We start from the raw sequence: 20,995 nt of genomic DNA on the forward strand, positions 1-20,995 counted from the left end.
AATAAAATCCTGCCAGTTACTTGTTGGTGATATTGAAGAGAACAATATCTACTTAGACAAGAGCGACATAGGAGGGTCACGTGGGGCGAAATTCGGTAGTCATAGAGCTGAGAGGAGACTTTGATCTCGACGTCGACGCGATTGCTTCAGAGATAGATCCTGACCAGTTGGTGGATGTGGCTGTCGGTACGGGCTTCGGCGCGGAGCGGATTCTGAAATTCATCTCGGAGTTATCCCAGCCGAGCCGGGATGCCCTCCGCCGGCTCATAGACAAAATTGCTAGGCCAAACCACATTTCGAATCTCAAGATCACGAAGGACGGTGTCGAAATCGGGTCCTTTCCGGTTGAGAACACAGACCAGGTCTTGGAGTTGATCGATGCCACACTGGACAAGCTGCATGGACGTCCAGAATAGCGCATCCTTCCAGGAAGCCGTTTCAAACCCGCAACTTGGCAAAGTGGTTTCTGTTGAGGAACTGCTTCTGAGTACGGTCGTCGAGAACGTAGATCGCCGATGCTTTCTCGTCTCCTGCTACACGGATCGAATTAGAACTGTCTGCGAGAGACACCGCAGCTTCATCCTCATTTTGGACAACAGCTACCTCCTTTCGTTCGTCGATAATCTGGGCCTAGCTTGGCTGTGCGATAAGCACCGTGAGCCCCTCAACCTAAGTGCGTTCACAGTCGGATTCGCAAAGAAGTTCGTTGCTGAGCAGATGTACCGGATCGAGCCCTCCTCGATGGCCCGAATTCTGTTCACGGAGTCCATGCTCGCCTATGAACCCGAATGGCGAAAACCGATCGAGCGGAAGGAAGACGATGATCTGCTGGATCGATCCTCCAAGAGACTGACCGCAATGACGGCCGACTTCCTCCGCCATCACGAGATCGGCCATACTGCGACACGCGATACCCGCTTCGAGGTACTCGTGCGCAAACCAGTCGCGGACGCGTTGACCGGACTCGATCTGAGCGATCTCACAGAGCGCGAGAGAACGATCCTCACGGAGGAGGTTGAGGCCGACATTTTCGGATTGAATTGCTGCATCGCGCTTTACGCCAGCATGATGACGGAGGAACAGGTCCGCGAGTATTTGACATTCGTCGCCCGGGCGGCGATCTGCCTCAATATGCTCTATGCCTATGCCGATGACCTGCATCGGATCAATGTCGACGAAAAATACCGATGTGAGCCTGTGAACACGAGCTATTTGATGGCCGCCTACAGAGAGATCATCATGGTTCGACACCTTGCGGATTTCTCATTCGATACCGACACCGTCGAGGCCACTTCCAACCCCGATCTGCTCCTCGAGGTTGGTGATGCGAGCAATATCTTCGAACCCATACTGGCGGGGGCAGACATAATCGATCATCCGAGTGAAGGCGTGCGTCGTGCCGCTCAGGTCCTCGATCTTGGTTTTGCCGACGGAGGTGACTTCGAAGCCGTCATCAACGGTGTTCGTTCATCGTGGATGTTGAACGAGCGTTGATCAGCTGAACAGCGCCCCAACTCGCGATAAGGACTCCGATCACATCTCGATCCAAAGGTGATCAATCATGATCGGCTCGAGCCCCCCATCTCGGCAATGAGTTGACCGCAAAGAGGCCACGCGAGTTGCCTGATGGTGATCGGTAAGCGAGAGTTTGTCGTCCGCGGACCAACCTTTGCACGACGTGGCAACCAAACCGTCAATCCACGCATCAAGCGTCGTCCGCCAAAATGCTATGTCTTCATCTTGCACGTACCCGATCATAGCTGCCCGGTCATGGGCGGCGGCGTGGTGCCCGGCCTTAAACCTCTGGACCCCTCCTGTGGTACTGAACCGACTGTAGATATATTCCCGCTCGTCGCGATCCTTCCCGGTGGGTGTCGGCAGTCGCTTGCACTCGATCGGCAACAAAGTGGAATACTCGCTGTATGCCCGGCCCTCTAACCAGATCATGGTCGCGCTTGGTGCAACTACGAGATCAATCGACCGCCCAGCCCGTGTTTGGTCTGGTTCCTCGCGTCGAAACTGAAGGAAATCCCAGCCAACAGTGTGCCGGCTCATGCTATTCAACCGCGCGCAGAGCTGAGCAGTCAGGCCCGTTTCGGCGACCTGCTTGGGCCGCGTAGGGTCATCTCGCCAGCCCGGCATTGCATCCGCGATAAAGGTTACCAGCGAGGACAACCATTCACCAGGAAGGTGAAGGTTTGAACTCAGTGATCCAGCCTGAATAGCGGCCTCGTGATCGTCCGCCAGCACGCTAGAATCCTTGTGACCTGAGATCGGCAAGGACATCATCGGCATCACGCAGAGCGATCGACCGCGTCCAGAAACGATGCCGATCAGGCTTTAAGAGAAAAACGAAATTCTGATCGTACAAACGGGCGATGCGCGTGACCGTAAGGTTTGATCCACGGCGTTCTCGTAACAACATATCGAGCTTAGCTTGGAGGTCTGTCGCATCAGTCCAATCGACAACGCCATCGCCGAACGAATACGCAGAGCAAATTGCGCCGTTCCAATGATAGCGTTCCATGCGCTTCAGCGGCTTCCGGCCGTAAATTGCGTTGATCTGTGCAATAATGGTGGCGTCAAATGCAGCCAAAGCGGAATCTGGCACCGATTTCATTAGTTCGGACCCAGTTCCTCTGCGGATGAATTCTCGCTGAAATTCGACGATGTCGGATGCGATTATCCGCTCGTTTCCACTGAGGTCGAGCGTGCTCCCTTCCGGATATGGCAATGCGAAAATGTCGGCACCCAGGATCGCGGTTGCCCGCTGAACGAACAAGCTTGCACTGATACCTGCAACATAGGCCTTGAGCACCGTCTCCTCATCACGCAGCCAACCCTCAATGGCTCTGAGCTTTTCTGCATCGTCTTTCTTGGCGGCAAAACCGACAATCCGATGCTTGTAGGTGAGATAATGCCCCTCCCAAATCCCATGGTGGAGGTCCTCATTCTCCTTGACGAGCAAGTACGGAGGCGTGAACCGTTTGGCCGTTTTGGTGTCTTTTATGGGTTGGTCGGGCACCGTTTCGAGCACGCTTGCATTGATACCGTCCGCAGAAAGGGCGCGGGTTGGTAAGAGAGGTTTCCCGACCAAGTGCTCGGCCGGTTTTGAGATACCTTTGAGGCCAGCAATGTAGCCTTCGCCGAAATCCCAACCGTGGCTGATGGCTGTATCGCGCAGCGTTGGAAACTGTCGGAGACGTTCGATGAAGTCCCTGACCCGACCGCCACCGAGTAGGTTCGACCTCCAAATATCGGCTGACTCTGAGACCTCCTCAGTTCGAACCCAATGAAGATCGTAGTAGTCGATGTCGAAACCCTGTTCCGCCGTAGCACGACCATTGCGTCGGAAGACAGCATGCAGAATTCGTTCGATTGGAACTGGCTGTAGCGCTTCAGCCAAGACCACGACGATCTTCGGATCCGCTTCGCCTTTCTTGAAAAGCCCTCGGACCGAGACGAAATCGAGGAGTTCCCGAACACGCCAACGACTGAATATCCCGTGCCTAAACGCCCCGACATTGTGATTGTAGAGGAAGCCCGCGGGCTCAACCAAAGCCAGTACCCCGCCAGGTCTAAGAAGTTCCATTGCCTCGTGAAGAAACAAATAGGCGAGCTGCGTGTCAGCGAGTAGCCCATGTTGTTTTGAATAGGCGTCGTAGCTACGCTGGGCACCATCCGTCGTAAGCGACGATTCGAATGGCGGGTTGCCCACGACAACCTCTATCGGCGCTTCAATGAGCCCTCGTTCCTTAGCCTCGAAAAAGCAGCTCTGATGCAGAGTGACATTTGCGAGTGGAGGAAAGAGCTTCACGCTCGCTCGTATTTCCTCCGGCTGAAGGGCGTCACACAAGCTAAGACAAAGGCTGAACGCGGCTAGCTCAATCGCACCTTCCTCTATGTCGATGCCGTGTACACGGTCGAGCAAATGCCGTAGCTCTTCAATCCCCGGGCGGGCCCAGTCATTTCGCATGCGCCAGTGAAGGACGAGGCGCTTATAGGCCTCGACGAGGAACACGCCCGACCCGCATGCCGGATCGAGAATGGCTCCCCGCCCAGACATCAAGCTGTCGAGCCGTTCCCAGCTTAGTGCCTCCTCGAGCATCAACCGAACCAGGGCCGGGGGGGTGTAAATCGAACTCGCCGCGTCTTTGACGAAGAGCTGATAGATATTGCTAATCAACTCTACGGGCAGATCCCTGAATGAATAGAGACGCCAAAGACTGAATTGACCTGTGGCATCCTCTCGTCCTTCGACAAGGCGCGCAAAACTTGGGAGTTCCGAACTCTCCAGCAGCGCCGCCTTCTCGGGTGTAGCCAGTCGGAAGACATGCCCGTTGAACCGCGCCTCGAGAGCTTCCAACAGCTTTACCAAAGCTTCGCCGTCGGCCAGCACCTCGAAGAAATGCGAAGCTCCGGGTAGCGCTTCAGAAAAATCATGGGGCAGCAGGACAGAGCGCTCTTCAAGGTAAGCTATGAGGAGCGCAAGGATCAACAGTCGCCGGCGCAGACGCGGATCAAGTAATCCGCTATCGGTGAGCTGTCTGGAAAGCGCACGCACCTCTTCGACAAGCGTACGATGCGCTGACTTTTGAGCTGACAGCATGAGATCGCACGCTTCAGGATCATCCCAGATCGCACCGTTTCTCATGCGCGCGGCATTCCACCAAGCGTCCTCGGCAGCAATGTCCGCGGCGATGTTCAGAGTGCGAATCGGCCGACAGACCGGGATGCCATTGGGCCCAACGAAGTCCGGTTCGTGAGCGCAACGAAATAGCTGAATGCGACCAGGAGCAGCACGATAGACGAGAGGCACTCCTCCCCAACTCCAGAGCCGCTTATGCAGTTTGGCGAACTCGGTGTCATCTGCCGCGGTATGAGCGTCAAAGATGAAGGCTTGGGCCACCGGGGCCCGACCATGGCGAGGGGCCTCAAAGAATACAGCGCGAGCTCCATACTCAGCGGCTTTCTCCATGATCGCGACAACATCGGGGGCGTGCCCAGACGGGTCAAAGCCATCAACGGCCACCAAACCGTCGACCGTCGGCAAATCAACATTCTCCGCGATGGCAAACAGCCAACCGGCATTCGAGCCCGGGCGATCTGTCTCGTCCAGCGTCATGCCCGCACCCTGACTTTGTCCATTTGCCCTGCGCCTGGCGGCGCGACGGAGTGCACGATCATTTCCGCCGTTTCTTTTTTGAGAGCTCGTATCCTTCCTTGAGTAGATCGGTCATGCTGATCCCCTCCGACACCGCGAAGCCCTTAAATTCCTTTTTGAAATCAGAGCTGACCTTGAAGTTGAGCGATTCCTTGTCGCGCTCAGATGCGTCTTTATCCCCGGCGCGTGCGGTTCGATTGCTAGCCATGATTGATCCCCCGTGGCGCGTCGATAATGGCAATCGATCGTGCGAAGCACCGCGAGGATACAGAATTCTGCCTTTCTTGCAAACCGGAAAGCCAGAAATAAAGAATTCTGCCCGAAACGAATGCGCTCAAAATGTGCTGCGGAGGTTGATCCGTGAATGTCGTATTGCATGCCGATAGTACCATTATTGAGACCGAGAGAACGGCTGCCTATGACCTAAGAGGCAAGCGAGATAAGGAATCGTTGGCTTCTCGGTCGGAATTGTGCCAAGAACATAACGAGAACACAAGAACTACTGGATCAGCCGGTCATCATTGCCTAGGCACTTGTGCTAAAGGATGCCCCACGCGCGGTAGCGTCCCCTCCCCGTCATCTCGCGGACTCCGAGTTCCCTAACCAGGTTCAACGCACCGCGCGGCGTGATCCCTGCCGCCTTTGCAAGCATGTGCGCAGATACGATCGGCCGCGACAAAATGAGTTCGATCGCAGCCGGCAGGCTGCTATTGGATCTCTTGCCGACAACGCGCCGCTCGAGTTGACGCTTCGCGAGCGTCAGACGATCAAGATCCTTCATCCCGGTGGCGGCGGCCGCACTCATCGCTTCAAGGAAAGCAACCAGCCTGGTTGTCCTGTCGCGAGCACGCCGTCGCTCACGAGGCATCTCTCGCAGCCCAACAGAGAAGGCAAGCAGGTGCGATCGCACCTTTCCGCGCGATCTTAGGAAATCCGAAACAAGCACCTGCCCAAGCCAATGCTGTCGCTGCAGCGGTTCGAGCCGCTCCCATGCATCCCACAAAATCGCTGCTGCCAGGGTCGCCGGAAACCTTTCAACCTGTCTGAGCACCTCCAGCCATTCAGAGATCCGTTCGGACTCGTCCCAATCAGGATCCCGAATAACCAACTCGCCCACAATGAGGTCAGGTTGCTGAGTTCTGGTAGATCCGGGGGGAACGGCTTCCACCAGCCAACTGGTTTCCGCAAGCACCTCGTCGAACTCTGCCAATTCCGGAGGAAGCGCATCGTGCTCGTCCATTCCGAGATGGCTCCCCTCCCCTCTCCTCTCGATTTTTTTTGGAAGCTCATCCTCCTGCTCGGCAATCCCCGCAAAGGCCATGATCCCAGCCCGCGAGATCGCCCAGCCAGGATCGTTTCTCATTGCCCGTCGTCTTGCCCGGACGATCCGGTGCGCAATGACGAGTTCGTGGCTTGGTGCACGAACATCCATCTTGGCATCGTGCAGAACCAGATCCTCCAGATGGACGAGTTCGCCGGCAACCCACATGCTGGAGACAGCCTCGAAGAAATCGGCCCGCTCCGCAAAGCCCTGTCCGACCTCGGATCGGGCAACACGCTCATCAAGCCGCGCCAGCGCGTCCTCCGCCGCCGATATCGGCGTCAAGAGCGTCTCGAGGTTCAGTTTTCCAGTTTCATAAGCCATTGTTTCTTTGTGATTTCGACCTGCATACGGAAGTTATCATGAATTTTATTTCCGTCATAGATTGCCTCTTCAACTCTCATTCACCGATATACAGTCTGACGCCTTCTGAATTGAACAAAGGCCCGGCAATCCGTGCTCAGATCGACGAGAGGGCCCGGTTTTCCTGGGGTTTTGACGCTTCAGGTCGTGGAAAAGGCACTCAAGAGACGTTTACAAACGATCAGTTATCCGTATCTTCTTAATTTGGAAAATCACTCTCAACATGACTCTCAGGCGTCCCAAATGGCCAAATCAGCGCTCAAACAGTCTTCTCATCGACCTGAGGGACGGCTTATTGGCTACGCGCGCGTCTCTACGGACGAACAGGCGACAGAGGCGCAGGAGCTGGAACTGCGATCGGCAGGCTGCGAGACAATCGTGGAGGAATACGGATCTGGTGCCTCTCGCGCGCGCCCAGCCCTTGCCAGGCTGGTTCGGGAGATCGATGCCGGCGAGACTCTGGTCGTTGTACGACTTGATCGCCTCGCACGCTCGGTGACCCATCTTTTGGAAGTTATCGACGATTTGAATGCAAAGGGAGCGCATTTCCGCTCGTTGAGCGACCCGATCGACACGTCGACGCCTCAGGGCATGTTCTCCCTGCAGGTTCTGGGTGCCGTCGCGCAGCTCGAACGCGCCTTGATTTCCGAGCGCACCAAGGCCGGCATCAAGGCCGCAAAGGCGAAGGGAAAGTTACCCGGCAATCCAGGAATTCGAGAGCGCAGACCTGAAGCGCTGGCCAAGATGACGGCCGCTCAAACAGCGGCCTATGGTGCACGCATCCAGGCAAGTGCCAGTCAATGGCTTCCAATTGTCCGGCGCATGCGCCCCGATCACACCTGGGACGATATCGCGCGGTTTCTCAAAAATCGCGGGCATGACTGGACGCCAGAACGGTTGCGGCGCGCAGTAAAGTGGATGATCTCCGAAGGAATGGCGGACAAGCAACTGCTCAGAAAATCGCCGCCCCGCCCGCCGGAAGACCGGTTGATGACACTGGTAGCCGGCATCCACTCGTCGAACCCGGACCTGACATTGCGTGAAATTGCCAGCCAGTTGGAGCGTTTGCACGAACGTACCCCGCGCGGTGGAACGAAATGGTCGCCTTCTTCCGTCAAGAACCTCATCGACCGAGCACACAGAACCGGTCTTTTGACAGTTTTGGAGGAGTGAAACAGTCGATTTCCTTCAGCCTGGTGCGGTACCTTGCTGACCGAATTAGAACTCCCAGGGAGAAATAAGTTCAAGGTCAGTCGTCTGAAAGTCGTTCAGATTTCGCGTGGCCAGGCGGCCACCGTTGATACGTGCGATTGCGGCAATCATTCCGTCCGGCGCGGACATGCCGCGGCCCTTACGGGCGGCCTCGCCCATGACGTCGCCATATGCCAGTGCCGCTGCTTCAGTCAGTCCAAAGATCCGATCGGCAAATCTGCGACGCCAGTCCGAAAGCCCTTGTTCCAGACGATCGGCGCGCTGATCGGGACGGATTTTCTGTATGCCGAACGCTATCTCGGCGATGACAACCGTCGACAACACCAATTCAGCATCATGTCGTACCAGCCACGCGATCACTCCCGGATCAGGAGCCTTTTTCAGCGTTTCCGAGATCACGTTGGTATCTAGGAAAATCAAAGCTCCGGCCCCAGATGGACCTTGCGGTTCTCTCGGATCACTTCTTCAAGATCGATATCGGTGCCAAAGTTTTCTGAAACCCGGGCATAAAAGTCCGCAGCAGGTTCCTTGCCTGCTTCCCTAACCTCGTATGCCTCCAGCGCACGTTCGACGATATCAGCAATCGAACGGTGTTCCCGGCGAGCAAGGCGATGAGCCAAGTCTCGCGCCTTTGCACTGCGTACGGAAAGTTGAGGTTCTGCCACGGGGGATCTCCTTTGTTCCAAATATAGCGAACTGCAACCTTGCCATCAAGATGGCAGATGACGGCAAGCCATCATTTTCGCATGACTGAGCTTATTTCGAAGCCAGTCCGAACAGTGACTTCGCCAGGGCCAGCTTTCCTTCCGCAGCCCGGTCGCAGCACGCCCGGAAATATCCGCCTGGCGAGCTGATTTTCTCCGGATCGCGCAACGCCTTTTCAGCAACGACCGCCAGGATTGCCGCAGCCGCCTGCCTTCCCAGCCGGCCACATGCCTGGGCGTAGGCCGATTCACTGAGGCCTATCCCCACCCGCATGACTTCAGCCGCCGACAGCAATTCAGGCCAACTTGTCAGAGATAGCCCAAAATCGCTTTGAACGGCCGTACAGGCGCTTTCCAGTAAGGATATCGAAACCGCATCCAGGGATGCTGATCTCTGGAAATCCGCTCCACTTGGGCGGTTCTGCGGGCGTTTGGAGGCCGTTTGAGCCCCACCCGACCCCGCTTGCTCCCTTTCAGGAGCTATTTCGGCGCCGTAGGCGACGTCAGGATTTGATTTTAGTTCATCCGCGTTAGCGGATGTCCGATTACTTAAGCAAGAGTCTGGTGAGTTTGTATTAAATAATTGGGTGACAGCGTTGTCATGCTCGCGTGTCATATTATTGTTTTCAGGTGCTTTTTCGGCAGTCTGAGCCTCGGCGACGGCTTCAAGCAATAGATCGTAAAGATCCAGCAGGGCTGCGGCCTTTTCCTGGACTTCCATACCATTTGCCAGGATAGCATCCATCTGTCCCTGAAAGTCGGAAAGAGCCTGATTGGATGTGATGCTGAGAATATCGACAATTGCCCGGGAAACCCGCGTAACCGTGCGTTTCGCTTCCCGTCTGGCATTGAGTTCGGCTTGCCATTCGTCGGCCATCCGCTTGATTTCAAAGTAGCGGACGCGTGCCGGCGTGAAATCCAGCCCGTAGGCGAAGGTAATGTCGCCGCTTCCGTTCCGGTGCACCCAGCGGCGTCCTGTGGAACTGTCTCTGTAGGCCAGAATCTGCGCTTCGACCAACTGCTTGATGGCGCGGATAACCGTGCGCTCGCTCCGGCCGACATAGGATGCCAGTTTTTCGTTGGAGATCGCGACGATCGGCCGGGCCGAGCGTTTCCAGTCTTCCGACTTCGACAGTCCAAGCAGAATGTCGAGCACATGATAGGCCGTTGACGAAAGACCGAGAGGCTGAGCGGCTCTCTTCAGAGCGATTGCGACTTCCGATTTTCCAATGTCTGGAATGTCGTTGGACATCGCCAAACGTTGAGATGCAAGGATCCCTGGCGTCACCTTCCGGAAGGAAGAGACGTTCGAAACAGTAGGCATAAAAACCTCCGTTCGCCGTCGCGAGTAGCATACGGCGTCGATCAATTCGGAAGGTTCAATGATGGGAAATCGGCAGAAATCCACTGTTCACGCAAGAAGACTCTTGCGCGGTGATTCGGTATGCACTACAACGGAAGGGCTTAGGGTTTCCGTTGGGATCTACCCATCTGAACCATGGAATTAGGGGCTATCTGGTTGCAGCCAGATGGTCCCTTTTCATTTTTTGCTACTTCTCTCCGTGTCCTCCTTTTTCGATCGAAAATTTACTCTCCCAGCGAAATTCCAGCCTCGCGGCCACCAATCCGTGGGACGTTTATCCTCTGCTTTGTTCGCCCAATTTGCAGCAACAGGCATCTAGTCCGGGTCTCTTTCATCTGTCTGTTCTTGCTGCAAATATTCGCCATGCAGATCAGGAATTCTCTCGCTCAGCCATTTCGCAAAGGCGATTTCCTCCTTAGGAAATGACACCGCGGCGGATGAACTTGTGGCTTTGAACCTCCCAACGACTTTGCCGGACGATTTGATTGAAACCTCATTCTTCTTTGGCGGTTCAGACTTTATGCGTCCTTTGATCGCCACAGTTGCGAGCCTCATTCGTTCAGCACCATCGCTTTCCAGAAATGCAGGCTCAGCAACGATCCTGCGGGCACGATCGGCCGCCTTGTCGTCATCAAACAGCTTTGCGAATTCGACCCAGGCCGGGCGACCGACACCTTTGGCTCGTCCAATCGCGCGAACGACATCCACCGGCACTGCATTGGCGACTTTCAAAAGCACCGAGATGTTCGTTTCCTTTTGGCCAAGGATCGGTTCCATCTCCCGCTGCTTGATGCCGGCGCCCTTCAACTGCACGGCCCACAAGGCCTGCTCGATCCAACTCAAATTTTCGCGAACGCCATTTTCAAGCGACTGCTCCTTGATCAGCTCTGCATCGGTCAGTTCGCGGACATAGGCACGCACCCGAACAGTCTCCGGGTTATCTGCTTCTCGATGCAGTTCCTGCAAAACAGCGGTGCGCCTATGACCATAAGCAAGTTGATATCGGCCCTGTTCGGTCGGGTGAGGCCGTACCAAAACTGCCTGCTTTTGTCCCTCAGACCTGATCGAAACTTTAAGCTCGTGCAACGCCTCTGCTGCTTCGGTGTCAGTTTCGAACCTGTCGCGAAAAGGCGATGGATCAATCTTGTCTGGGTTGATTGAAATCACCGTATCCGCCGAAAGACTTGTTAGAGCCTTTCCCACGTTGCCGACGACCGGGGACCCCATACGACGATGCCGAGGTGGCTTGGGCATCGCGTCCGCCGGATCTTTCCCCTCGCCTTCTGCCATCTGTTGGAGAATAGATTTCTTCATGTCTCTCGTCCCCAAACGCTCTTGACGATACTGAGAATTTCTTCATTCACCCGGTCAGAGCTTTCTCGTGCCCGTTTATAGGCATCACGCCCGACTTCGCCGGACTCGAGCTCATAAAGGGACTTCTTCGCCACACCGCCTGCTGCAATAGCTGTCGATTCCCAAGCTTCAGATACGAGGACATCTTCTGCAAAGAGGCGCCGCATGATTCCACTCATGTACTTTTGCGGGCCATCGTTGGGGTTCACCCGTGTAAGCAGAAACCTGATCCAGTCATGGTCGAACTTCGCTCCAAAGGCCTCCAGCGTTTCCGACAACTCCGAGATCATGATCAGGAACTGATTGCATGAGGCCACGTCGAGCATTGCGGGATGGACGGTGATGATTAAAGCAGTTGCCGCGTAGAGAGCTGCAAGTGTCGAGTACCCAAGGGAGGGAGGCGTATCCAGGACCACAACGTCGTAATTGTTCTCGACGGAGGCAATTGCATTTCGCAACCGCTCAAAGAACAACCCCAATTCGTCTCTGTGATTGTTAGAAAGATATGATGGCGTATCAAACTCGAAGTCCATGAGTTCCAGATTGCCCGGAACTATGTGAATCCCCGGGAAATAGGTCGCCTGGATTGTTTCGGCCAGTGACCGACGATCGTCGTCATAACGTAGAGCCGCATAAGCGGTCTCGTTCGGTTCGAGATCGAATTCGGGTTGAATGCCGAATGTCGAGGTCATTGAGGCTTGCGGATCAAGATCGATGCACAACACCCGGTAACCTTGAATAGCAAGATAATGCGCTAAGTGGACAGAAGTCGTCGTCTTGCTCGACCCACCTTTAAAGTTCGCGGTCGCGATGACTTGAAGGCTCTCGCCTTGCCTGCGATGCGGCAGGAGGCGCAAGGCATCTTCAGGGCGCTGCTGCGCCAGGAACTCTCGTAGTTCCCAGACCTGTTCGATGCTATAGATACGCTTGTTGTTCTCAGCGCGGCTAGGCTGCGGTCCCTTTCCTTCTAATGTGAGCGAGCGCAAAGTGCTTTCCGGAATGCCGAGAAGTTTCACTAGATCGAGTGTCGAAAACGTGCGCCCGAACACTTTCTGAGATTCAGGCGGATACATGCGAGCACGCATTGAGTTCAACTCTGCTGAGAGCTGACGCGTATAGTCCTCAATCTTTTTCGCCGTGTCCGGCTTGCGTGGCTTGTGCGCCCTAGTCTCGCTTACTGCCATTCGGCTCTCCTGACGGCAAACACCTCGTTCGCGACCGTGATGCCGTCAGAAGTGAAGGATGTCGCCAAAAATTGCAAGGATTATTAGGTTAATAAGATCTTAAGCCCCTAAACACCACAGTGTTGGAACTCCAACCAAATGACAGTCTCATCGAGGTTACAGCTCAGCAAAGCAGTCCGAGTGATAGTGAAGGAAATCCAATTTGCGCGCTAAAATAAAGGGTTAGTTGAATTTAGCTGAGAGACGGGCGGCACAAGATTCGTGCACGATTGCCTAAATCGGGCTTTCAGTGCATCTGCGATACAGGGTATACAATTCACAGGTAAATGCCCAATCCCTCTTCGTCAGGGTTCACAGAATCGCCCGTCAACACGGCTCGTCGCGACTCACCAAGCCAATAATTGATTACGCATTTCGTGCGTCTCCAAATGTCCGACTACAAGATAGTGCAGCAACGAGTTTCCAGCGTTCACGCCAATAAAACCCATCCCTCCCTTTCCAAAGCTGCGCATCGGCCACCTTCTATTTCGGCTTTCCCGCAGTTCTCGTTTGAGCCTACTCTGCACAGGCTGGGATAAACGCGAAAAGAAAGGGCACAGTTCTAGAATGACCTCCGAATCCCCAATAGCCGTTTCGATTGTTCTGGTTTCCACACCCGGCGGCACTCATTGGTTCATCAGATGGGCGCAACGATACAGGATGAAAAACTCGGACATTTCCCGATCAAATTCAGAGCCAAGAACACGCGTGAGGCGACCCGGGCCGAAGAAATAGTTATAGAATTGCGACGGGACAGCTTGCACGATTGAAACGTCAGGCACCCATAAGCGAACCAAGTTGTTTGACAATGAGGCACCTGAAACGCAGGCAAGCCGAATTATGGAAGTGACGAAATTCAAGCCATGTTCTGCTGGTTCTCCTTGGAGCTGGCCTTCTCCAAATCCTTCGACTTCGGCACCTGGAACATTGGAGAAACATTTTCGCCTCTGATCCCGAAGGGCACTCGATCCCTCGCCAACTCAAATTGGCCCCGATCTCGCGGACATAGTTCCAGCACCAGGCCATCGGCGATAGCTCCATCTAACTGATGGCATCCAAGCGGCACCGCAAGCGGACTGCGCAGCACTTGCACCATCGAGGCTTGTGCTTAGGCCGATACCTAAATGTTTGCACAGCACCCCCAGCACCGCACCCTTCCCTACTTCTTGCGACGTCGGGCGGCTGGGCAGGCATGCTGAACTGGTGCGCGGACGCCTAATTTTTCGCGATACAGCGCCGCCTCTTCTACTTCCCAATGGCTCGCAAGGTCTCGTGGCTCGCTTGCAATCCGCAAGACGCCTTAATTAGCTCTTCCGAAACGCACCGGCTTGAAAACAACCGAACACGACAGATTCGGCCAACCGCCTTCCCGAGCACTATTTCAATCATTGCACCGGCTACATCTTCATCGCGCGATCTTGACCAACCGCAAATACGAATACGCCTCCTCACAACGAACTAGCGTCGAAGAATTAGCAGATATTGCCTCATGGCTCGATTACGTAAATCGGCGACGTCCATTTCTCTCCTTAGACGGCTACTCGCCCAACGGGATCTACGGGATCCCAGAGATGGCGACGTCGCAAGTGGCGCAAGATTGCAACTGCCCCTTGCCAGCAGCAAGCACTTCTTCATCACCTGGCATGCCCCGATTCGAAATGCGGCGCACGCAAGCTCTGCGTGCGACGAGCTCGCACCGACTTATCAATTGATAAGTCACGTCTGGCTTCACACTCACTTACACGTAGCGCGACCCGATACTGCGAATTTGGTTTCAGTCATGCCGATTTCCGAGGAGGCGAGGTCGGGAGGTTTTATCGAAACGCCGAATGCGATGTTGCGCGATAGTCAACAAAGTTGACTCCCCAAGAACTCGAACTGAACTTATCAACTGATAAGTCTGGCCTGCCTCAACGCTCAACTCCACAGTAAGCGGCAATTGCCGACGCGACATGGTTGCTGCAGATGCAGCAAATAACTAGGCACTTTATGATGGTCTGTTCAATTAGCGGAATAGCGGAGCGAGCTTTAGTGCATGCTTTTTTGAAGGCGCAATAACGGGAAGGGGTCAATGCGAAAATGACATCCGCAAGAAATTTTACTACGAGGGGAGGGCTACCCAAAACAATTCGCATCTAGCTCGGATGGCCGAGAAAGTCGATCGCACTTTGCTCAGGGGCAGTGGCGCCTTTAAAGAGACCCCTGACTGTCCAATACGAAGAATTTGCTTTAATGGGGAACAGGTTTAGAACCAGCGCACACCCAGCTCCGAGTATCGCCTGGCAAGGATCCCAATGTCTGAGACACCCGAAAACAACCCAACTATTGAGCCCGTATATGTTGATCTGACTGCGGATATCGTTTCCGCATATGTGAGCAACAACACGATTGCTTCGGGTGATCTGGCCGCCTTGATAGCGACGGTTCATTCGGCTCTTGTGTCGGCCACACAAACGGCACAGGAACCGGCCGCTGAAGCGCTCTTGCCGGCCGTGCCAATCAAGAAGTCGGTAACGGACAACTACATCATCTGTCTTGAGGATGGCAAAAAATTCAAATCGCTGAAGCGGCATCTTCGGACGCATTTTGATTTGACGCCAGAAGAGTACCGCGCGAAATGGAACCTTCCGGCAGATTACCCGATGGTCGCGCCAGGCTATGCGGCTGCGCGTTCAGCACTTGCCAAAAAGATGGGCTTGGGTCAGCAGCGGAAGAAGTCCAAATGAGCCAACGCCAAGTAGGCAGTTGTGACTAATTCGACTTGATAGCACGCACCGCATAAACGGGCAGAAGTTCCTTCACGTTGTCGCCTTGAAAGCCCACTGCGAAGTCATTTGAGCTCGAGCACACCCGCTGAAAGGGGTTGCTACTCAACACCTATCAATTTGCCGATAGTAGTTTTGAAACGATTGCAGGCCTATGATTTCTCGCATGCCTCTTGCGAATGAGTCGGGGGCAGCAGTTTGTGGTCCATCAAGCCACATGCACAGAACCTTCGTACAGGCGCAGAGATGCACCTGTTTTTTTTACATAGCTGATAGGTCCAGGTTTGACCCCAGCCATAAGGATCTGTGATCACGAAGCTTCGTAACGTCCAATATCTCTTTAGCTAAGACCTAGATGAACGGTCGGCGACATGGTCCGATTTGATCGCTATATTTGCAAATCCATACATCTCTCCTTAGGTGTGGAAAACTTTTTCTCAACCTTGCGATGAGGCTTCGTTCTGTGTTGGGTTGCGCCCTCTCGCAAGGTGATCAACCACTGATTGCTGTAGCCGTAAATCATTGATCTCAAATAAAAAAGGACACTCCGAATGACCTCCGGAGAGCCTGGGCATACCCTCATGCCCGGTCCGATAAATGCTGTCTCAGTGAGGCCGCACCATCCCCTGAACATCTCAGCTTTCACCGGTAGGGGAGGGGACATTGAGGAACGGTGAAAGCCGCCGCAGGCTTATCGCCGGGCTGGAAGACTCGCTGGGGTCTACGATCCTGTCGGCGCTGTCGGACGAGGCCGTCGTTGAGATCATGCTCAACCCGGACGGACAGTTGTTCATCGAGCGTGTCGGCAGGTGCATGGAGCCCTCCGGCGAGATGACGTCTCATGACGCCCAGATCATCATGGGCAAGGTCGCCCATGCGCTCGGCACGGAAATAACGACCGACAAGCCGATCATTTCCGGCGAGCTGCCGATAGGCGGTCATCGTTTTGAGGGTCTTCTGCCACCGGTCGTTTCCAAGCCGTCCTTCACGATCCGCAAGAAGGCATCGCTGCTCATCCCGCTGTCCAAGTACGTCGAGGATGGCGTGATGCTAGAAGTCCAGGCCGCCGTGATCCGCGATGCGGTTACCGGCCGGAAAAACATTCTGGTTTCGGGCGGCACGGGCACAGGCAAAACGACGCTGACGAACGCGATCATTGGCGAAATGGTCTCGGTCGCTCCAGATCATCGCCTTGTCATTCTGGAAGACACCGCGGAAATCCAGTGCGCGGCCAGGAACGCCGTGACCCTGCACACGTCCGATAACGTGGACATGCAGCGGCTCCTGAAATCGACCATGCGCTTGCGCCCCGACAGGATCATTGTCGGCGAAGTGCGCGATGGCGCGGCGCTGACGCTGCTCAAAGCATGGAACACGGGCCACCCGGGCGGCATCGCCACGGTTCACTCCGACAATGCCTTCACCGCACTGACGCGCCTTGAACAGTTGATCGCGGAAGTGTCCCAGCAGCCGATGCCCCAAGTCATCGCAGAAGCGGTTGACCTCATCGTCTCGATCGAGCGCTCCCCCGAACACGGGCGCATCGTTCGGGACATTGTGACTGTATCCGGCTTTCGGGACGGCACCTATGACGTCCGCTCAGCCGTTGCATCTCAGTTCCTCAACAAAAATTCCAACGACAGACAAGGGACACTTCATGTCGCGTAATTTTGTGATTTTTCTTGCCCTGGTCGGGGCCGGACTTTTCGTCATTGAACCAGCCTTTGCCTCCGGCGGCGGTTCGCTTCCCTGGGAAGGTCCGCTTCAGCAGATCCAGGCCTCCATCAACGGTCCTGTCGCTGGTGCCGTTGGCCTGATCGCGGTGGCGATCGCGGGCGCGATGTTGATCTTCGGCGGCGAACTCAACGATTTTGCCCGCCGTCTGGCCTACGTCGTTCTGGTCCTCGGCGTGCTGCTCGGCGCATCCACCATCGTCGGTCTGTTCGGATCCTCCGGAGCGTCCATTGGCATTGCTCCGGATATTGAAGCGGCACCATTGGAACCGGCTCATGGCTGATGCGCCTGGGCTCAACAGAGCGCGGATCCACCGTGCTCTTTCACGCCCGACACTGTTGTTCGGGGCAGACCGCGAGCTGGTGCTCGTGACCGGTCTTGCCTCGGTCATTCTGATTTTCGTGATCCTGAAGCCCTATGCCGCCGTGCTCGGCGTGGCGATCTGGATCGTAGTGGTTGGCGTACTGCGGATGATGGCGAAGGCGGACCCGCGGATGCGTGCTGTCTATCTGCGGCACGTCAAATACCGCACCTACTACCGGCCGACATCCACGCCCTGGCGGAAATACTGAACATGGTTGCCCTAAAAAAATTCCGACATGTTGCGCCCTCTTTCTCCGACCTGCTGCCTTACGCGGCGCTGGTCGACAACGGCATTGTGCTCCTGAAGGATGGGGGCCTGATGGCCGGCTGGTATTTTGCCGGGCCGGACAGCGAGAGCTCGACCGCGTTTGAGCGGAATGAAGTTTCCAGACAGATCAACTCGGTTCTGGCTCGCCTCGGCAACGGCTGGATGATCCAGATGGAAGCCGTGCGCATTCCCTCAATCGGATATCCGGCCAAGGAAAGCTCGCATTTTCCGGACCCGGTCACGGCCCTGATCGATGACGAGCGCCGCCAGCGGTTCGAAGCCGGGGAGGGGCATTATGAAAGCCAGCACGCGCTTGTTTTGACTTACCGGCCGCCGGAGAAAAACAAGTCCAAACTGGTGAAATACATCTATTCGGACGACGCCAGCCGGAACACGTCTTTTGCCTCGCGCACACTTGAGCACTTCAAGACGACGATCCGGGAATTTGAGCAGTACATGGCGAATGTCGTCTCGATCCGGCGTATGGAAACCCATGAAGTGCCGGAAAGAGGTGCGGGGAGGGCAGGGGAGAGGCGTGGCCGTTACGATGATCTGCTGCAGTTTGCCCGCTTCGCGCTGATCGGAGAAACCCATCCGATCCGCTTGCCCGACATTGCCATGTATCTCGACTATCTGGTGACGGCGGAATTCCATCACGGTCTCAACCCCATCATCGACGGCCGTTATGTCGGCGTTGTGGCGATCGACGGTTTCCCGGCCGAAAGCTGGCCAGGGATCCTCAATGCCCTCGATCTCATGCCCATTACCTATCGCTGGTCGAGCCGGTTCATCTTCCTGGATCCAATCGCCGCGCGCTCGGTGTTGGAAAAGACACGCAAGAAGTGGCTGCAGAAGGTGCGGCCACTGATGGACCAGCTCTTCAAGACCAATTCCGGATCGCTCGATCAGGACGCCATGCTGATGGTCGGGGAAACCGAGGACGCGATTGCCGAGGCGAACTCGCAGCTCGTCGCCTTCGGCCACTACACGCCGGTCATCGTGCTCTTCGACACCAACCAAACCCGTCTTCAGGAGAAGTGCGAGGCGGTGCGCCGTCTTGTCCAGAACGAAGGGTTTGGCGGCCGCATCGAAACCCTGAACACCACCGAAGCGTTCCTGGGAAGTCTGCCAGGTGTCTCCTATGCCAACGTTCGCGAACCACTGGTCAGCACGCGCAATCTCGCGGACCTCGCTCCACTCAACTCCGTCTGGGCTGGGTCGCCGGAAGCGCCATGCCCCTTTTACCCCGTTGGCTCCCCGCCGCTCATGCAGGTGGCGTCCGGCTCCTCACCGTTCCGGTTCAATCTCCATGTCGGGGATCTGGGGCATACGCTGATCTTCGGGCCGACCGGTTCGGGTAAATCGACGCTTCTGGCGCTGATAGCAGCTCAGTTCCAGCGCTATAAGAACGCGCAAGTGTTTGTCTTCGACAAGGGCAAATCGATGTATCCGCTGACGCTTGCCGTTGGCGCGGATCACTATGACGTCGGCAAGTCGGAGACGCTGGCCTTCGCACCGCTCTCATCACTCGAGGACGACACCGACAAGGCGTTCGCTGCCGAGTGGCTGGAAACCCTGATCGAAATGCAGGGTGTGAAGGTCTTGCCGGAGCACCGCAACGCGATCACAACGCAGATTGACTTGATGTCAAAGTCGCAGCGCCGGTCGCTGACCGACTTCGTGTCGGGCGTTCAGAACCGGGAGATCAAGGACGCGCTGCAATATTACACGGTGGACGGTCCCATGGGTTCGCTCCTCGATGCGGAAGAAGACGGCCTGTCGCTCTCCAAGTTCCAGACCTTCGAGATTGAAGAGTTGATGAACATGGGCGACCGGAACCTGATCCCGGTCCTTCTGTATCTCTTCCGCCGGATCGAAAAACGCCTGACCGGTGAACCAAGCCTGCTTATTCTGGACGAGGCCTGGCTGATGCTCGGCCATCCGGTCTTCCGCGACAAGATCCGGGAATGGCTGAAAGTTCTCCGCAAGGCCAACTGCGCGGTGGTCCTTGCAACGCAATCGATCTCGGATGCCGACAGATCCGGCATCATCGACGTCCTGAAGGAAAGCTGCCCGACAAAGGTTTGTCTTCCCAATGGGGAGGCCCGGGTTTCCGGAACGCGCGCGTTTTACGAAAAGCTCGGCTTCAACGACCAGCAGATTGAAATCATCGCCTCCGCGATCCCGAAGCGCGAGTACTACGTCACCTCTCCGGACGGGCGCCGGCTCTTCGATATGGCGCTCGGCCCGATCACGCTGTCCTTCGTTGGCGCGTCCGCCAAGGACGATCTCAAGCGCATCGAAGACCTTCACCTCCACTACAGCGACAAATGGCCCGCCGAATGGCTCAAGCAAAGAGGAATTGCCAATGCCGAACAGCTTCTTGGCTAGATCGCTCGCCAGCGTTCTTTGTGTGATCGGAATTGCAGGACCGGTCCAGGCTGGTGGCGCGGTCACCGGTGCGACCGAGTTCACTCAGATCCTCAACAATAGTGAGCTCATTGCCCTCGGCGGTCAGAACGCCGAGCAGATTGCCAATCAGGTGCAGCAAATCGGCAACCAGATCCAGATGATCGAAAACCAGATCTCCATCTACGAGAACATGCTGCAGAACACGCTCTCCCTGCCGATGCAGGTTTGGGGCGAGGTCGAGCAGAACCTCGGCCAACTGCAGAGCCTGGTTCAGAAGGGTCAGGCCATGGCGTTCTCGATGGGCAATCTGGACGACACGCTGAAACAGCGGTTCCAGAGCTACTCCGACTTCGCGAAGAACGGCTTGCCGGACGGGCAGTCGTTTTCGACCATGTACCAGGGCTGGTCCGACACCAACCGGGACACGATTTCTTCGACCTTGAAAGCGGCCGGATACACGTCTGACCAGTTCGCCACTGAGGAGAACACCATGCGCCAGCTCCGGCAGCATTCCCAATCCGCGGAGGGGCAAAAGCAGGCCTTGCAGGTGGGTCATGAGATTGCAGCCCAGCAAGTCGAGCAGATGCAGAAGCTGCGCGGTCTTGTCTCCCAGCAGATGACCATGATGGGAACCTGGTACCAGTCCGAGCAGACGAAGAGCGACCTCGCTCAGTCAAAAAGGGAAAAATTCTTCAATTCCACACTTCCACCCATGACGGGCGGGCAAGAAATGAAAGTAGAGTTCTGAAA

Annotated in this window: 18 protein-coding genes; 9 read left to right on the forward strand and 9 right to left on the reverse strand. The window is 55.8% G+C overall.

The features are described 5' to 3' along the window. Positions 1-80: 80 nt before the first annotated feature. Entirely contained in the window at positions 81-416 is a 336-nt protein-coding gene (locus tag ACX3M4_RS30075; protein WP_459359667.1) for a hypothetical protein, read from the forward strand. After that, positions 400-1,494 carry a hypothetical protein gene (locus tag ACX3M4_RS30080; protein WP_459359668.1) on the forward strand — a complete coding sequence of 365 codons (1,095 nt, stop codon included), beginning with the start codon at positions 400-402 and terminating at the stop codon, positions 1,492-1,494. Before ACX3M4_RS30075 ends, ACX3M4_RS30080 begins: the two co-directional genes overlap by 17 nt. Positions 1,495-1,533: 39 nt before the next feature. Here the strand turns inward: ACX3M4_RS30080 and ACX3M4_RS30085 are convergent, their stop codons facing one another. From ACX3M4_RS30085 to ACX3M4_RS30100, 4 genes are all read right to left on the reverse strand, one after another. After that, positions 1,534-2,250, reverse strand: coding sequence for a hypothetical protein (locus ACX3M4_RS30085; RefSeq protein WP_459359669.1), 717 nt, complete (start codon positions 2,248-2,250; stop codon positions 1,534-1,536). Position 2,251: 1 nt separating this feature from the next. Then, positions 2,252-5,125 carry an HsdM family class I SAM-dependent methyltransferase gene (locus tag ACX3M4_RS30090; RefSeq protein WP_459359670.1) on the reverse strand — a complete coding sequence of 958 codons (2,874 nt, stop codon included), beginning with the start codon at positions 5,123-5,125 and terminating at the stop codon, positions 2,252-2,254. Positions 5,126-5,183: 58 nt separating this feature from the next. Next, positions 5,184-5,372: a hypothetical protein gene (locus tag ACX3M4_RS30095; RefSeq protein WP_459359671.1), complete on the reverse strand. Its 189-nt coding sequence runs from the start codon at positions 5,370-5,372 to the stop codon at positions 5,184-5,186. Positions 5,373-5,702: 330 nt separating this feature from the next. Then, entirely contained in the window at positions 5,703-6,809 is a 1,107-nt protein-coding gene (locus ACX3M4_RS30100) for an RHE_PE00001 family protein (protein ID WP_459359672.1), read from the reverse strand. Between the two features lie 282 nt (positions 6,810-7,091). Here ACX3M4_RS30100 and ACX3M4_RS30105 point away from each other — a divergent pair, with 282 nt between their 5' ends. Next, positions 7,092-8,021, forward strand: coding sequence for a recombinase family protein (locus tag ACX3M4_RS30105; protein WP_459359673.1), 930 nt, complete (start codon positions 7,092-7,094; stop codon positions 8,019-8,021). A gap of 45 nt (positions 8,022-8,066) precedes the next feature. Here the strand turns inward: ACX3M4_RS30105 and ACX3M4_RS30110 are convergent, their stop codons facing one another. The 5 genes from ACX3M4_RS30110 to repA form a co-directional block, all read right to left on the reverse strand. Then, positions 8,067-8,480, reverse strand: a complete 414-nt coding sequence (locus tag ACX3M4_RS30110) for a PIN domain-containing protein (RefSeq protein ID WP_459359674.1) — start codon at positions 8,478-8,480, stop codon at positions 8,067-8,069. Then, positions 8,477-8,725, reverse strand: coding sequence for a type II toxin-antitoxin system VapB family antitoxin (locus ACX3M4_RS30115; RefSeq protein WP_248157882.1), 249 nt, complete (start codon positions 8,723-8,725; stop codon positions 8,477-8,479). Before ACX3M4_RS30115 ends, ACX3M4_RS30110 begins: the two co-directional genes overlap by 4 nt. Positions 8,726-8,816: 91 nt before the next feature. Further along, entirely contained in the window at positions 8,817-10,088 is a 1,272-nt protein-coding gene (repC, locus tag ACX3M4_RS30120; RefSeq protein WP_459359675.1) for a plasmid replication protein RepC, read from the reverse strand. Between the two features lie 354 nt (positions 10,089-10,442). Further along, positions 10,443-11,441: a plasmid partitioning protein RepB gene (gene repB, locus ACX3M4_RS30125; RefSeq protein WP_459359676.1), complete on the reverse strand. Its 999-nt coding sequence runs from the start codon at positions 11,439-11,441 to the stop codon at positions 10,443-10,445. Continuing rightward, positions 11,438-12,664: a plasmid partitioning protein RepA gene (gene repA, locus ACX3M4_RS30130; protein WP_459359677.1), complete on the reverse strand. Its 1,227-nt coding sequence runs from the start codon at positions 12,662-12,664 to the stop codon at positions 11,438-11,440. The genes repB and repA overlap by 4 nt, the downstream gene beginning before the upstream one ends. 2,333 nt (positions 12,665-14,997) lie before the next feature. Between repA and ACX3M4_RS30135 the strand changes: the two genes are divergently transcribed. From ACX3M4_RS30135 to trbJ, 6 genes are all read left to right on the forward strand, one after another. Beyond that, a complete protein-coding gene (locus ACX3M4_RS30135; protein ID WP_459359678.1) occupies positions 14,998-15,429 on the forward strand; it encodes a Ros/MucR family transcriptional regulator in 432 nt (143 codons plus the stop codon). A 702-nt stretch (positions 15,430-16,131) separates the two neighbouring features. Further along, positions 16,132-17,136, forward strand: a complete 1,005-nt coding sequence (gene trbB, locus ACX3M4_RS30140; RefSeq protein WP_459359679.1) for a P-type conjugative transfer ATPase TrbB — start codon at positions 16,132-16,134, stop codon at positions 17,134-17,136. After that, a complete protein-coding gene (locus ACX3M4_RS30145; RefSeq protein ID WP_459359680.1) occupies positions 17,126-17,485 on the forward strand; it encodes a TrbC/VirB2 family protein in 360 nt (119 codons plus the stop codon). Before trbB ends, ACX3M4_RS30145 begins: the two co-directional genes overlap by 11 nt. Next, positions 17,478-17,774 (forward strand): conjugal transfer protein TrbD, encoded by a 297-nt coding sequence (locus tag ACX3M4_RS30150; RefSeq protein WP_459359681.1) that lies wholly within the window; start codon positions 17,478-17,480, stop codon positions 17,772-17,774. The genes ACX3M4_RS30145 and ACX3M4_RS30150 overlap by 8 nt, the downstream gene beginning before the upstream one ends. 2 nt (positions 17,775-17,776) lie before the next feature. Continuing rightward, on the forward strand, positions 17,777-20,224 hold the full coding sequence (locus ACX3M4_RS30155; RefSeq protein ID WP_459359682.1) for a conjugal transfer protein TrbE: 2,448 nt from the start codon (positions 17,777-17,779) through the stop codon (positions 20,222-20,224). Then, positions 20,202-20,993 (forward strand): P-type conjugative transfer protein TrbJ, encoded by a 792-nt coding sequence (trbJ, locus tag ACX3M4_RS30160; RefSeq protein WP_459359683.1) that lies wholly within the window; start codon positions 20,202-20,204, stop codon positions 20,991-20,993. Before ACX3M4_RS30155 ends, trbJ begins: the two co-directional genes overlap by 23 nt. The last annotated feature ends 2 nt before the right edge of the window (positions 20,994-20,995 follow it).

It is taken from the genome of Roseibium sp. M-1, from assembly GCF_054515675.1.